Below are 13,900 nucleotides of genomic sequence, written 5' to 3' on the forward strand. Positions count from 1 at the left end.
GCAGCGCCGGGCGGAGGGGGAGATGAGCTACGGCGATGCAGTGCGCGTACTCGCTGCCCGCAGGCACTTGGCGGATCTGGAGGCGGCTCTGCGAATCCTGGGCTATCGCCTCGATCAAAGTGTGCTCCACGAACATGCTGACCTTGAGGCTCAACTCATCGTGGATGCAGGCCCAACCAGGACGGAATCGGGTGACGTCGATGAGTCAGCTGACTCATGGCTGATGCCGCTTGATCACTTTTGGGAGGATCCCATCACCGATGGGTCCTCTGAGGATGCAATCGCCTGGGACTGGGGGCACGCTGCTTCGGCCGCCAACTCCGCACAAAATGTGGGGCGCAACGGTGGCCTAATCCCATATGTCCTGCCAAGTATGGAGGTCTCCCAGACACCGCGCGATGCCCAAACTGACAGCATTGAACGGCCGCTCACCGCCGAAGAACACGCATCACTGCTACAAAAGCACGTTACTGAGTACGCCGCGACCTGGGACGCGCGCCGGATTCGCGATCTTCTACTGCGCAAGGTGCCTGGCCGGCGTATTGACGTGCCGAAGGTCGTACGGCTACTGGCCGCCCGGAAACCAGTTCGCACGTTACCGCTCATGTCAAGAAGCAGGGTGGCTCTGCCGATTCAAATCGTCCATGACATCGGGCTCTTCACCGGACCACTAAGTCTCGACCTTCAAGCCCTGCTCGACGCCATGCTGACCTACGGCAACTCTGGTCTCGACCGCATCTCCTTCCGCCACACGCTTTCTGAGGGGTGCGGGTCCGGTCCTGTGTGGGAGTGGGAAGATTACCGACTCCCTCGCCGCGCCACCGCGGTCGTGCTCGTCTCCGGGCTCTACGGCCCTGATCCCGCCAGAAGAGTTGACGAGTTCGAGCACCTCATCGCCACCCTGAACAGGCATGGCCACCATGCCCGCGCCGTCTGGTTCGGAGCCTTGCCTGACCGAACGATGTTGCGCCGGCCAGAGCAGTGGGTGGTGTGCGAGCAGTGACACTTTCTCTGGCCGACGGCCTGGTCCGCCGCTTTCCGGAAGCAATGCGAGGCGATCCCGAAGTCAGATGTCTGGCCGCCCTCATCAGCTCCGCATCCTTCGTTCCATTCGTTCTGCTACGAGATGTCCGTCGCGCGACGATGCCTCATGGCGGCCTTGCTGTCGAAGCCCGGCTGTGCGAGTCCGATCTGGTCGAGAGCGTGGCCGCGGATGGTTTCGTACTGCACGGCGGAGCTAGAACCGAACTGCGCCATGCACTGCGCGAGGCGTTAACGGAGGAGGGCGTCGATCTCGACCTGGCGCAACTGCGCTCGTCAATGCAAAACGGTCTGGATCTGCTATCTCCGTTGTTGCGCCTTGAGGAACGCGTTGTGTGGAAGTACATCACCGAGGCCGACTACCTGGACGCCTGTGACCGAGAACTGGCCAGCGTGGTACGGGGCATCACCCAGGAGCGGCGCCTTCGCATGCTCGAATGGGCGTCCGGAGCGATGACACGTCTTCCCGAGGAACTCCTCGGTACGCCCTCGGCCTGGCTGTTGGCTCAACTTTGCCGCGCTCAGGATCTTCCTCATCCCCAGCTCGGCTGGCCCGACGGAGCGACTGACGAGGGCTTGTTCCTCGATGTTATGCATTTTCTGCCGCAGACTATTATAGGCATCGCGCGCGATGGCACCCGGCTGACCCTTGGCCCGGTCTCCGCGCTGCGCCCCATCGGCATCCGTGTACCTGCTACTCACCCGGTCAGCGTCCGCGTTGAATGGTCCGGAAAACCAGATGGCCAGGTGATCTCCGAAATCGACCGCACGGTCAAGTCGGTAACCACAGGGAAGGGCCCCGTCACAATCGTGGGCCTCGATGGGCGTGCTGTCCAACTGAGCGCGATGAACGCAAATGAACTGGCTCCCGAACTTAGGGAGCAACAGCAGGTATTCGACCGACTTGAGGACGCCCGTACGCGTCGACGCGAACTGATGGCCAAGCCTATACGTCTTGACGTGGGTCCGCATGGATACCTGGTACGGCTCAGCGAGGAGCCCGCGGTCACTGCATTTATGCCCGTCAGTGCCGCCAAGATGCCTGGCTTGACAGAGAGTCCGGGTCTACGCGTTCCTACGGGGCTTCAGCGAGTGCGGGTAACCCAAGTCGACCGTGAGAAACAGCGTGTCTCAGTCAGTCGGGTCAGAGGAATCGTCAGCAGAGGGAACTTGGTGGAAGGGCAGTTGGTACGGGCCAAAATCACTGCCAAGACTCTGACGGGGCTCCTGCTCGACTTGACCGAGTCGGCAGGCCTAACCGTCCCTCAATACGAACGCGTATTCGGGATGCTGGGTAAACAGGACCTCCCAGCAAGCGCTGGCTGGGTGCCCAGTTACCGCAGCGTAAGAAGTTACGCGATCGAAGAAGATATGGAACTCGATGTCGTCGTCACCACCATCACAGGGGGCGACAAAGGTCTGAGAATCTCAGTTCGCCTCGCCGATCGAAGTGATGTCCCTGGCGGCCGGCTCCCTGACGGCCTCTCGATGGGACAGCGGCTTTGGGGAACCGTTGTGGAGAAGTTCTACCATGGCATCCGCTTCGATATCGAAGCGCAACAGGAAGACACGGTGGCAGCATCACCCTCAGGAATTCGAGGACTGGTCCTTAATACCGAGTTGTCCTGGGATGGGAAGTGGTTCTACGGCGGAGGTGATGCCCGAGAGTTCGGCCTAGTGATCGGCGACCGATGCGAACTCGTGGTGGTAGGGGTCCATGAGCTCACTGGCGAGGTCGCCCTATCACTGAAGCAGGTAGTCGAAGACCCTGGACAGGTGACCCTGCGCACTTTGCGGGCCGGCTCTGAGGTCGATGGCATCGTCATGCGTCGAGTCGGCGACGTCTGGCGCGTCCGTTTGGAGCCTTGGAGCGCCATGACAACAGTGCCTGTCGGCAGCTTCAAGGGGCACCTCAAAGCTGGCACTCGAATTAGGATGCGGGTGCGGCACTCTGATCCAGCGACTCAGACGCTTGTTGCCGAACTGGTTCGTGTACACACAGGCGGCACCTGATATGTGCTGCAGCATTAGGTACTGGACATCCCGATCGGAGGACCAGACCCAAGGGGGTGACCTCACCCTCAGCCATACATCATTACCCTAGGCGACCTACGTGCTTCACCTTGCCTGGAATGGGCAGTTGGTTGGGTTTAGATATCGATTTGTGATCCTTCAATCATCGCTTGAGCATCCCGAACGCCTGCCAGGCGCGCGTAGGCAAGGACGTACTGACGGGCATTGAGCTGAACTTTCCGCAGGTCAGAGCGGCACTCAGATGCCTGCGGCCACTCGCTTTCTGGACGCTGTGGGAATCCCTCCTCGAAAGCACGCAGGCGCGGGTGCCACTTGGTCAGGAAGGGCCGCAGCTCCGCATTCAGAAAATTGACCGCCAAATGCTCCACAGTGAGGCCGCCGCCCGCATGGACGGAGGGTCGACTTACCTTCAACGTCTCCCTCGTTGTCGCGAAAAGGCCGTAAAGCGAAGTGAGAGCTTCACGCAGTAGTCCCTCATCGTCATCTAGGGGCTGAACCGAGACGCGCGTAACGGACTCGATGAATAGCTGCCAGGAAACCTGACGTGCATCGTTATTTACTACGAAAGTAAGTTCGCTGAGCTGAGGTACGGTCACGCGAACTTCCGTCAGGCGGCCAGCCCGGCGGTAGGCATCGAGGCCTATAGCGACAACAGCTCCAGTCAACCCACCAGTGATGGCAAAAAGGTAAGTGCCTCCTGCATTACTGACGGCGTAAACACCTAAGCCCAGCCCTGCACCAATCGCCATAGAAAGGACTGTTCGAAATATAAGAGTGCTCGTTGCCACTCTCATTGCCCTGCCGCCGCTCATCCATCGTCCCCCACTGTGGTGAGTTCCTCGTCACCCAAACCCTAGTAGAGGGCCGAGCGCTAGGACTCATGCCAGCAACCAAGTTGACTCAGATGGTGACACTCTCCGCCGCGGCGGCTGCCACCGTCTGGTAGTCCATCGACAGGTCCTCGACACAGTCCGCGTTCTCCCGGTGAGGCACGGTACGGCGCGGTACGACCCGCTTCTTCCGCGACGCCCCGACAGCCGCCACGGCGGGCGCTTCCTCCTCAGCAGCGCCTCCAGATACTGCTCGAGACCGATCACCCGGCGCCTGAGGTTTCTCCCGCGTGCGCCAAGTCCGTCGGCACCCGCTCCAGTTCAGCTTCGAGTTCCTCCCCTCGCACCGCAGCGGCCTTCCGCCTCGCTTCCAGAAGCGCCCACATCGACGGCATCCCCACACCCTCGCAACATCCCGACCGGCAACGAGCCGAAACTTCGCGACAGCTGCAATCCCATACCTGACCAGCTGACTTCGCACACGAGGTTCGGAAAGAGAGCGGCTCCTAAAGCGTGGAGCCGAAGGCCCAGCCACAGAGAGTTTTCTCTACCTCTGCCCGCTCGCACCCAGCGCGCCGCCGGGCGCGGCCAGTCGGGGCGAAGACAAAGGCAGGCCGCGCCGCAGAGGCGGCGCGCGCCCGCGCCGTGCGCGGGCCTTGGCGCACCCGTGGCCAGGGGTGCCGGCGCGGGGACGGAATGCCTCGGGCCGCACCGACGCATCTTGGCTGCCGATCTCACGGGGTCTCACTCTGCACGGGCTCAGGCACTCCCACAAGACAATCACGGAGGAACTCGGGACCCCATCCAAACTCATGGATGAACGCATGGGACACGAGGATGGCTCTGTGCAAGCCCGCTACTCGCACATCACGGCGCGGATGAGGAACCGGCTCATGGGCGAGCTGACCGAGCAGTGGGAGGAGGCGTTGGCGGCACGGTCTGCCATGCACGCGCGGTCACCGGTGCGCGCGCTCGATGTGCTGCTGGGAGCGCGTCAGGTGTGACGTTCGGGGAGTGGATTTCCTTGATCCACTCCCCAGAGGCCCCTAGGAACGAGTCAGAGCCGGTTTCCTGTGAAGGAAAACCGGCCCTGACCTGATGTTTCAGCTGTCGGGGTGGCGGGATTTGAACCCACGACCTCTTCGTCCCGAACGAAGCGCGCTGCCAAGCTGCGCTACACCCCGATGTCGCTGCTGTCGCGGCGACGACGTTTACTTTAGCCCACCGGTGGCTAGAGACGAAATCCGGTTTTCCCGCGGTGGCGGATGGGGTTCGGGCGGGCGTGGTCGAGGGCCACGAGGAGCACGGCCAGGGCGTAGAAGGCGAGGCCCAGGAGGAGGGCGTTGCCGAGGACGCGCTTGAAGCCGTCCTGGCCGGCGTCCAGGAAGGGGTAGAGGTAGCGGTCGGGCGTGCCCGGGAGGAGCAGCTCGCCGCGGATGAGGCAGAAGGCCAGGTAGACCAGGGGGTAGAGGAGCCAGGTGCTGGCCTGGCGGAGGTGCAGGCGGCCGGGGGACGTGAGCAGGAGCCAGTCCAGTACCGCCGCGATCGGGGTCACCGTGTACAGCACCCCGTGGGAGAGGGCCTGCCAGCCGGTCGGGACGGCGGCCTCGCCCGTGAGGGAGAACGGACTCGCCTCGTTCGCCAGGAGCAGGTGGTGCACCAGGGCCGCGATGACGATGTAGAGCAGCGTGGCACCCAGTACGGCACCCGGCAGGGGGCGGCGGGCGGTCCATGCGCGGCGGGCCGAGAGGACCATGACCAGCGCCAGCAGCATGTTGCTCTGGATCGCGAAGTGGCTCAGGACCCGGGACGGGTCGCCGAGGAGCAGTTCGAGCGTCACGCCCGCGGCCGCCGCGAGGGCGACCAGCAGGCGGAAGGCCGCGGCCGCGGGGCGGCGGACCGGGGTGACGACGGCCGTGGCGGGCACGGGGGAGGGCTTCAGTGCCGGCGGGGACGGTATCGCTGGGAGGTCCGGGATGTCCCGGGGTATCGGGGCGGTCATGCCCCCACGCTGGCAGAAACGGACATAGGGGGCGATGCGGGCGGGGCTGTGCGGGTTACCCCTCCCGGTCCCGGCGCCCGACCAAGGTCAGCAACGTGGCCTCCGGCGGGCACGCGAACCGTACCGGTGTGTAGCGGTTCGTGCCGCAGCCCGCCGACACGTGGAGGTAAGCCGTACGGTCCTGCGCCGTGTGCGTGGACAGGCCCTTCACCCGGTCCGTGTCCAGGTCGCAGTTGGTGACCAGGGCGCCGTAGAAGGGGATGCACAGCTGGCCGCCGTGGGTGTGGCCGGCCAGGATCAGGGGGTAGGCGTCGGCCGTGAAGGCGTCCAGGGTGCGCAGGTACGGGGCGTGTACGACGCCCATCGAGAAGTCCGCCGCCTCGGACGGGCCGCCCGCCACCTGCGCGTAGCGGTCCCGCTTGATGTGCGGGTCGTCCAGGCCCGTGAGCTCCACCGAGCCCCCCTCGAGCTTGAGCTCGCCGCGCGCGTTGGTCAGGTTGAGCCAGCCCGCCGCGTCGAAGCCGTCCCGCAGGTCCTCCCACGGGTTGTGCACCACGCCCTCGGCCGGCGCGTTGCCGTTGAGCCCGTGGCGGCCCTGGGCCTTCTCCAGCAGGTAGCGGGCGGGGTTGCGCAGCTTGGGGCCGTAGTAGTCGTTGGACCCGAAGACGTACGCGCCCGGGAACTCCATCAGGGGGCCGAGCGCGTCCAGGACCTCCGGGACGCCCTCCGGGTCGGAGAGGTTGTCGCCCGTGTTGATCACGAAGTCGGGGCGCAGGCCCGCCAGGGAACGCAGCCAGCGCTGCTTCTTGCGCTGACCGCCGACCATGTGGATGTCGGAGACCTGGAGCACACGCAGGGGGCGCATTCCCGGGGGCAGGACCGGGACGGTGACCCGGCGGAGGCGAAAGGAGCGGGCCTCGAAGCCCGCCGCGTACAACAGACCGGCGGCACCGGCCGCCGTGATTCCCAGGGGGACTCCGTATCGCGCGCGCATACGACCATCGTGTCAGACCCCGGCGGCTGCCCGTGTCCGGGCGGTGCCCGAAATCCCCTGACGGCACCGGTCCTTCGGCCGGGGCCCCCTAAATCGAGGGGCGCCGTTCCCGCCGCACCTGCGACAATCGACTCCATGACCACGCTCAAGTCGAAGCTGCAGGATGACCTCAACGTTGCGATCAAGGAGCGCGACGAGCTGCGCTCCTCGACGCTCCGGCTGACGCTCGCCGCGATCACCAAGGAGGAGGTCGCGGGCAAGGAGAAGCGCGAGCTCTCCGACGACGAGGTGCAGAAGGTGATCACCCGGGAGGCGAAGAAGCGCCGTGAGGCGGCCGACGCCTTCGCGCAGGGTGGTCGTCCCGAGCAGGCCGAGCGGGAGAAGGCGGAGGGCGAGGTCCTCGCCACGTACCTGCCGCAGCAGCTGTCGGACCAGCAGCTCCAGCAGATCGTCGCCCAGGCCGTCGAGGAGGCGAAGGCGGCCGGTGCCGAGGGGCCGCGGGCCATGGGCGCGGTCATGAAGATCGTGAACCCGAAGGTGGCCGGGCAGGCCGAGGGCGGCCGCGTCGCCGCCGCGGTGAAGAAGCTGCTGGCCGGCTGACCTTTCAGCGGAACGAAGACGGCCCCCTCCTGCCCACGGGCAGGAGGGGGCCGTTCTGTCACACCGCCGGCTCAGCCGAACCGGCCGCCGTTGCCGTTCCCGCCGTTGCCCTGGCCCCGGATGAAGCCCTCCGGGATGGAGAACGAAGGCGTGGGCTCGCCGCCCCCTCCGCCGTTGTTGTTGCCGCCGACCAGGCCACCGATGAAGCCGTCGTTGTCGCCGTTGCCCCCGTCGTCACGATCGCCGTCGTCCTCGTCCCCGTCACCGCGGTCCCGGGGCTTGCTGTCGGGGATGTGGACGGTGTTGAAGTCCTCGACGGGCTTGCCCTCCAGCGCGCCGGACATCATGTCGCGCCAGATCGGGCCGGGGACCTCGCCACCGAAGACCTTGCCGTACGACCGGCCGCCGATGGTGATGCCGGTCATCTTCCGCTTGTGCGCCGGGTCGCCGACCCACACCGCGCCGGCCATGTTCGGCGTGTAGCCCACGAACCAGGCCGCGTAGCGCTCGTCGGTCGTACCGGTCTTGCCCGCGCTGGGACGGCTGCCGAGACCGGCCTTGGAGCCCGTGCCGTCCTCGACGACGCCCTTCAGCAGCGTGTTGATCGTGTCCGCGGTGTTCTCCGACATGGCGCGCGAGCAGGTCGACTTCGGCACCGGGAGCGACGAGGTCTTGTCACCGACCCGCCGGCTGACCGACTCGATGGCGACCGGCGTGCAGTGCATCCCGCGCGAGGCGAAGGTCGCGTACGCGTTCGCCATGGTCAGCGGGGACATCTCCTGGGTGCCGAGGGCGATGGAGGGAACCTGGGGCATCTTGTCGCCGTCGGCCCGCACGACGCCCATCTTCTTCGCCATCGTCGTCACCGGGCAGATGCCGATGTCGCTGATCATCTGCACGTAGTAGGTGTTGACCGACTTGGCGGTCGCCTCCCGCATGTCGTACGGGCCGACCTCGGAGGAGTTCTCGTTCTCGAGCTTGGCCGGAGCGTTGGGGTCGTTCACCCACTGCTTGCCGTCACACGCCGAGACGGGGCTCGGGTACGCCATCTGGTACGGCGACGCGTACGTCTTGTTCGCCGGCATGCCGTCCTCGATGGCCGCGGCGGCCACGATCGGCTTGAACGTCGAACCGGGCTGGTAGCCCATGCCGCCGCCCATCGACTGGTCGACGGACAGGTTGATCTGCGTCTCGTTCTTCTTGAAGCCGTACGGACGCGACTGGCCCATGGCGAGGATCTTGCCGGTGCCCGGCTGGACGAGGGAGACGGCCGTGGCCACCTCGTCGCTCTTGTAGACGTGGTCCTTGATGGACCGCTGCGCCGACTTCTGGGCCTTCGGGTCCATGGTCGTGCGGACGGTGAGGCCGCCCTGGTTCCAGATCTTCGCGCGCTTCTCCTTGCTCTTGCCGAAGACCGGGTCGTTCAGGAAGACCTCGCGCACGTAGTCACAGAAGAAGCCCGCGCCCTTGACCGCCGTGATGCAGCCGTTCTTGGGCTTGCTGACCTTCAGGCCGAGCGGTGCCTTCATCGCTTCGGCTGCCTGCGCCCTGGAGATGTCGCCGACGGCCGCCATGCGCTCCAGCACGGTGTTGCGGCGCTTGGTGGCCTCCGTCTCGTCGTTGACCGGGTCGTACCGGCTGGGCGACTGCACGATGCCGGCGAGCAGGGCGGCCTGCTCCAGGCTGAGGTCCTTGGCGGATTTGGAGAAGTAGCGCTGGGCCGCGGCCTCGACGCCGTAGGCCTGCTGGCCGAAGAACGTGATGTTCAGGTAGTTCTCGAGGATCTTCTTCTTGCCCAGCTCCTCCTCGACCTGGATCGCGTACTTGAGCTCGCGGATCTTGCGGCCGATGGTCTGCTGGGTGGCCTGCGCGACCTTGGTCGGGTCGTCGCCCGCCTCCTCGACGAAGACGTTCTTCACGTACTGCTGCGTCAGGGTGGAGGCGCCCTCGGAGACCCCGCCGGTCTGCGCGTTCTTGTTGAGGGCGCGCAGGACGCCCTTCAGGTCGACCGCGCCGTGCTGGTAGAAGCGCGAGTCCTCGATCGCGACGATCGCCTTCTGCATGTACGGCGAGACGTCCTTGAGGGGGACCACCGTGCGGTCGCGCGAGTAGACCGTGGCGATCTGGCCGCCGTCGGCGTCGAGGATCGTGGTGCGCTGACTCAGCGGCGGGGTCTTCATGTTGGCCGGGAGCTCGTCGAAGCTCTCCACCGATCCCTTGGCCGCCAGGCCCAGCGCGCCCACCGCCGGGAGCGCGATGCCCGCCAGCACGGCTCCCGCGAGGACACTGACACCGAGGAACTTGGCGGCCTGCTGCGTGGGAGACAGACCACCGCCCGAGCGCTTCTTTGGCATGAGGGCAGCCTACGTTCTCATTCGCCGGACAGGCGTATAGGCCTTGGCCTAAGCTGCTCACAACTGTCACAGCAGTGAGGCCACGTATCAATACGTCCGGCGACCCCGAATCGTTCCGGGTGTTCCCCAACTTTTTTGGTGGGGCCGTGTCCGAATCCGCCTTGTGTGTCATACGGCGTCCGTTGTGACGCAGCTGAACTGTCCCGGTTTGCCGGGAAAGTTACGTATGCCGCCAGCTCACTCCCCCGGGTGATCTGCCGCTTACCCATAGTCCGTTCGGGCCATTCAAGATTGGGCCCGAAGGGGGTGTTGCGCTGTGCCCACCTTCCGTAACGTCCTCAACTGGCGGCGGTGAATATGCCGCTGCCGCCGTGGGGGAGCCTCGATTCGGGAGAGGACGGCGCCGGTATGGGCTGGGTAGTCGACTGGAGTGCGCAGGCGGCCTGCCGCACTACCGATCCGGATGAACTGTTCGTTCAAGGAGCAGCGCAGAACAGGGCCAAGGCGGTGTGCACCGGATGCCCGGTGCGTACGGAGTGCCTGGCCGACGCGCTCGACAACCGCGTCGAGTTCGGTGTGTGGGGAGGCATGACGGAGCGGGAGCGCCGCGCACTGCTGCGCAGGCGTCCCACGGTGACCTCCTGGCGCCGGCTGCTGGAGACGGCGCGCTCGGAGTACGAGCGGGGGTGCGGTGTTCTGCCCCTCGACGACGACGAGATCTACGAGAACTATGCGGCGGTGAGCTGAGGAGTCCCCTCGGGGAGCTCCCCAGGTCCAGGTCTGAGGGCCCTTCCCGGGCCCTTCGCCATCGCCTGCCAGTCCTTCGCCTCGCTCACGAGCCCTGCGCCCTCGCCGGGTTGCCCTCAGGCACTCGCCTCGGGCGGCTCCGGCTGGTCGGCGGAGTCGGGAAGCTCGCGCTCGCCGGCCGCGAGCCGGTCGCCGATGTCGCGCAGTCCCGCGAGGTCGTGCACGTCGCCGGGCAGCGCGCCCACTTCCGTCACGGCCACCTCGGGGTGGAGCGCGGTGAAGCGGTCCCGCGTGTGCTGCTCACGGGAGAGCAGCTGCATGCGATCGGCGTGCAGCCTCAGCAGGCCTGCGGTGAGCTGGTCGACGGACCGCTCGGTGTTCCCGGTGTCCTCGGCGTCTTCGGCGGGGGAGCCACCTTCGGGAGCCGATGCCGGAGCCTGAGCTGGTGTTCCGGGCGTGGGAGAGTCTGAACTGTCCTGTGCGTCGGGGGAGTTACGAAGTACTGCTTTCCCGCCCTCCTGATCCACAATGCGGGGCTCTTCAAGATTTTCCGCGGCGGCGAGCGCCCGCTCGGCCGACAGCCGTTCGGCTCCGCTGCCGTGCACCCGGTTGAGCACCAGCCCGGCGAGCGGCATGTCCTCCGCGGCCAGCCGCTCCACGAAGTACGCGGCCTCGCGCAGCGCGTCCCGCTCCGGGGCCGCGACCACGAGGAACGCCGTGCCGGGTGCCTGGAGCAGCTTGAACGTCGCGTCCGCGCGGGTACGGAAGCCGCCGAAGGTGGTGTCCATCGCGGACACGAACGTCTGGACGTCCTTGAGGAGCTGACCGCCGAGCAGCTTGCCGAGGGTGCCGGTCATCATCGACATCCCGACGTTCAGGAACTTCATCCCGGCGCGGCCGCCCAGCTTCGCCGGAGCCGTCAGCAGCCGGATCAGCCGGCCGTCCAGGAACGAGCCGAGCCGCTTGGGCGCGTCCAGGAAGTCCAGCGCCGAGCGGGACGGCGGGGTGTCGACGACGATCAGGTCCCACTCGTCCCGGGCGCGCAGCTGCCCGAGCTTCTCCATCGCCATGTACTCCTGCGTGCCCGCGAAGCCCGCCGAGAGCGACTGGTAGAAGGGGTTGGCCAGGATGGCGGCCGCCCGCTCGGGGTCCGCGTGCGCCTCGACGATCTCGTCGAAGGTGCGCTTCATGTCGAGCATCATCGCGTGCAGCTCGCCGCCCGCGGAGTCGTCGATGCCCTTCACCCGGCGCGGGGTGTTGTCCAGGGAGTCGATGCCCATGGACTGGGCGAGTCGGCGGGCCGGGTCGATGGTCAGGACGACCACCTTGCGGCCCCGCTCGGCCGCGCGCAGGCCCAGGGCCGCCGCGGTCGTGGTCTTGCCGACCCCGCCCGAGCCGCAGCAGACCACGATCCGGGTCTTCGGGTTCTCCAGCAGCGGGTCGATGTCGAGCAGGCGCGCGGGGGTGAGGTGAGGGCGGGCCGGGTCGTGGGTGTGGGCCGGGTCCGGACGACTCATGACATCCCCTGCTTCCGACTCATGACGGGCCTTGCGTGTCTGTCCTGGCTCATGACACGCCCTGCTCGCGCAGCTCGCGGGCCAGCTCGTACAGCCCCGCCAGGTCCATGCCCTCGGCGAACAGCGGCAGTTCGTGCAGCGGCAGGTCCAGCTCGGCCAGGACCGCACGCTGCTCGTGCTCCAACGTGTACCGCTCGGCGTACTCCTCGGCCTGCGTCAGCAGCGGGTCCACCAGCCGCTCGGCACGCCCGCCGCGCCGCGCCCCGCCGAGCCCCGCGGACGACAGGGACCGCGCGACAGTGGAACGCGGGACCGTCCGTACGAGTTCCAGGTCGGCCTCGTCCAACACCTCCGGCCGGACCATGTTCACGATGATCCGCCCCACCGGCAGCCGGGCCGAACGCAGCTCGGCGATGCCGTCCACGGTCTCCTGGACGGGCATCTCCTCCAGCAGCGTCACCAGGTGCACGGCCGTCTCGGGCGACTTCAGCACCCGCATCACGGCCTGCGCCTGATTGTGTATCGGGCCGATCTTGGCGAGGCCCGCGACCTCGTCGTTCACGTTCAGGAAGCGCGTGATCCGCCCGGTCGGCGGGGCGTCCATGACGACGTAGTCGTAGGCGAACCGCCCGCTGCGGTCCTTGCGGCGCACCGCTTCGCACGCCTTGCCGGTCAGGAGGACGTCCCTGAGGCCGGGCGCGATGGTGGTGGCGAAGTCGATCGCGCCGAGCTTCTTCAGGGCCCGTCCGGCACTGCCCAGCTTGTAGAACATCTGGAGGTAGTCTAGAAGGGCCAGTTCGGGGTCGATGGCCAGTGCGTACACCTCCCCGCCCCCGGGAGCGACGGCGATCTTCCGCTCCTCATAGGGCAGCGCCTGCGTCTCGAAGAGCTGCGCGATGCCCTGACGGCCCTCGACCTCGACGAGAAGCGTCCGCTTCCCCTCCGTGGCGAGAGCCAGTGCTAGTGCGGCGGCCACCGTGGTCTTACCGGTACCGCCCTTGCCGCTGACGACCTGGAGCCTGCTCACGTATTCGAGCCTAACCAGTCCGCGCCCGGGCTACGCGGGAGGCTGTGGACAACCCATGCCGAGGCCGGCCCCCGACCGCGTCCGCGACCCCGCTCGGACAGGGGCTAAAGTCGGCCGCATGACCAAGTGGGAATACTCAACCGTGCCGCTGCTCGTCCACGCCACGAAGCAGATTCTGGACACCTGGGGCGAGGACGGCTGGGAGCTCGTCCAGGTCGTGCCCGGGCCGAACAACCCCGAGCAGCTCGTCGCCTACCTGAAGCGGGAGAAGCAGTGATGGGCGCCGTCGAGGCGAAGCTGGCCGAGCTCGGCCTGAGCCTGCCCGACGTGGTCCCGCCGCTCGCCGCGTACCAGCCGGCCGTGCAGTCCGGTCCGTACGTCTACACCGCCGGGCAGCTCCCCATGGTGGAGGGCAAGCTTCCGGTCACCGGCAAGGTCGGCGCCGAGGTCACCCCGGAGGAGGCCAAGGAGCTGGCACGCACGTGTGCGCTGAACGCCCTGGCCGCCGTCAAGTCCGTCGCCGGTGACCTGGACCGCATCGCGCGCGTGGTGAAGGTCGTCGGCTTCGTGGCCTCGGCGTCGGACTTCACGGGGCAGCCCGCGGTGCTGAACGGCGCGAGCGAGCTGCTCGGCGAGGTCCTCGGCGACAAGGGCGTGCACGCGCGCAGCGCGGTGGGTGTCGCGGTGCTGCCGCTGGACGCACCGGTCGAGGTCGAGATCCAGGTGGAGCTCGCGTAGCACCCGCCCAGCACTC

General features: G+C 66.9%; 13 protein-coding genes, 1 tRNA gene and 1 pseudogene. 7 read left to right on the plus strand and 8 right to left on the minus strand.

Annotated elements, in window-relative coordinates:
• Positions 1 to 22: 22 nt before the first annotated feature.
• Together AB0G20_RS07610 and AB0G20_RS07615 are read left to right on the plus strand one after the other, a co-directional pair.
• Positions 23 to 1,003, plus strand: coding sequence for a hypothetical protein (locus tag AB0G20_RS07610; protein ID WP_361297288.1), 981 nt, complete (start codon positions 23 to 25; stop codon positions 1,001 to 1,003).
• The gene (locus AB0G20_RS07615; RefSeq protein ID WP_361297291.1) at positions 1,000 to 3,054 is read left to right on the plus strand and encodes a hypothetical protein; all 2,055 of its coding nucleotides are present in this window, start codon (positions 1,000 to 1,002) and stop codon (positions 3,052 to 3,054) included. The genes AB0G20_RS07610 and AB0G20_RS07615 overlap by 4 nt, the downstream gene beginning before the upstream one ends.
• Before the next feature lie 137 nt (positions 3,055 to 3,191).
• On the opposite strand, the gene AB0G20_RS07620 is transcribed toward AB0G20_RS07615, so the two are convergent.
• The gene (locus tag AB0G20_RS07620; protein ID WP_361297294.1) at positions 3,192 to 3,824 is read right to left on the minus strand and encodes a hypothetical protein; all 633 of its coding nucleotides are present in this window, start codon (positions 3,822 to 3,824) and stop codon (positions 3,192 to 3,194) included.
• Between the two features lie 151 nt (positions 3,825 to 3,975).
• Positions 3,976 to 4,119, minus strand: a complete 144-nt coding sequence (locus AB0G20_RS07625) for a hypothetical protein (RefSeq protein WP_361297297.1) — start codon at positions 4,117 to 4,119, stop codon at positions 3,976 to 3,978.
• 451 nt (positions 4,120 to 4,570) lie between these two features.
• Between AB0G20_RS07625 and AB0G20_RS07630 the strand changes: the two are divergent.
• A pseudogene (locus AB0G20_RS07630) lies at positions 4,571 to 4,909 on the plus strand (LacI family transcriptional regulator); the annotation flags it as partial.
• A gap of 106 nt (positions 4,910 to 5,015) precedes the next feature.
• Here the strand turns inward: AB0G20_RS07630 and AB0G20_RS07635 are convergent.
• The 3 genes from AB0G20_RS07635 to AB0G20_RS07645 all read right to left on the minus strand — a co-directional run bounded on the left by AB0G20_RS07635 (position 5,016) and on the right by AB0G20_RS07645 (position 6,901).
• Positions 5,016 to 5,089 (minus strand) — tRNA-Pro (locus AB0G20_RS07635).
• 47 nt (positions 5,090 to 5,136) lie between these two features.
• Positions 5,137 to 5,907 (minus strand): Pr6Pr family membrane protein, encoded by a 771-nt coding sequence (locus AB0G20_RS07640; protein ID WP_361297300.1) that lies wholly within the window; start codon positions 5,905 to 5,907, stop codon positions 5,137 to 5,139.
• Positions 5,908 to 5,962: 55 nt separating this feature from the next.
• Positions 5,963 to 6,901 carry a metallophosphoesterase gene (locus AB0G20_RS07645; RefSeq protein WP_361297303.1) on the minus strand — a complete coding sequence of 313 codons (939 nt, stop codon included), beginning with the start codon at positions 6,899 to 6,901 and terminating at the stop codon, positions 5,963 to 5,965.
• Between the two features lie 135 nt (positions 6,902 to 7,036).
• On the opposite strand from AB0G20_RS07645, the gene AB0G20_RS07650 reads away from it, so the two are divergent.
• Entirely contained in the window at positions 7,037 to 7,501 is a 465-nt protein-coding gene (locus AB0G20_RS07650; RefSeq protein WP_361297306.1) for a GatB/YqeY domain-containing protein, read from the plus strand.
• A 71-nt stretch (positions 7,502 to 7,572) separates the two neighbouring features.
• On the opposite strand, the gene AB0G20_RS07655 is transcribed toward AB0G20_RS07650, so the two are convergent.
• Positions 7,573 to 9,855: a transglycosylase domain-containing protein gene (locus AB0G20_RS07655; protein ID WP_361297309.1), complete on the minus strand. Its 2,283-nt coding sequence runs from the start codon at positions 9,853 to 9,855 to the stop codon at positions 7,573 to 7,575.
• 408 nt (positions 9,856 to 10,263) lie between these two features.
• On the opposite strand from AB0G20_RS07655, the gene wblA reads away from it, so the two are divergent.
• Positions 10,264 to 10,602: a transcriptional regulator WblA gene (gene wblA, locus AB0G20_RS07660; RefSeq protein WP_053669668.1), complete on the plus strand. Its 339-nt coding sequence runs from the start codon at positions 10,264 to 10,266 to the stop codon at positions 10,600 to 10,602.
• Between the two features lie 116 nt (positions 10,603 to 10,718).
• Here wblA and AB0G20_RS07665 read toward each other — a convergent pair whose 3' ends face one another.
• On the minus strand, positions 10,719 to 12,119 hold the full coding sequence (locus tag AB0G20_RS07665; RefSeq protein WP_361297313.1) for an ArsA-related P-loop ATPase: 1,401 nt from the start codon (positions 12,117 to 12,119) through the stop codon (positions 10,719 to 10,721).
• 49 nt (positions 12,120 to 12,168) lie between these two features.
• Positions 12,169 to 13,146, minus strand: a complete 978-nt coding sequence (locus tag AB0G20_RS07670) for an ArsA-related P-loop ATPase (protein ID WP_361297316.1) — start codon at positions 13,144 to 13,146, stop codon at positions 12,169 to 12,171.
• Between the two features lie 118 nt (positions 13,147 to 13,264).
• On the opposite strand from AB0G20_RS07670, the gene AB0G20_RS07675 reads away from it, so the two are divergent.
• Both AB0G20_RS07675 and AB0G20_RS07680 read left to right on the plus strand, forming a co-directional pair.
• On the plus strand, positions 13,265 to 13,423 hold the full coding sequence (locus tag AB0G20_RS07675; RefSeq protein WP_097218487.1) for a DUF4177 domain-containing protein: 159 nt from the start codon (positions 13,265 to 13,267) through the stop codon (positions 13,421 to 13,423).
• Positions 13,423 to 13,884: a RidA family protein gene (locus AB0G20_RS07680; protein WP_175433869.1), complete on the plus strand. Its 462-nt coding sequence runs from the start codon at positions 13,423 to 13,425 to the stop codon at positions 13,882 to 13,884. The genes AB0G20_RS07675 and AB0G20_RS07680 overlap by 1 nt, the downstream gene beginning before the upstream one ends.
• Positions 13,885 to 13,900: the final 16 nt, after the last annotated feature.

This window comes from Streptomyces sp. NPDC024017, assembly GCF_040638895.1.
In the GTDB taxonomy this organism is placed as follows: domain Bacteria; phylum Actinomycetota; class Actinomycetes; order Streptomycetales; family Streptomycetaceae; genus Streptomyces.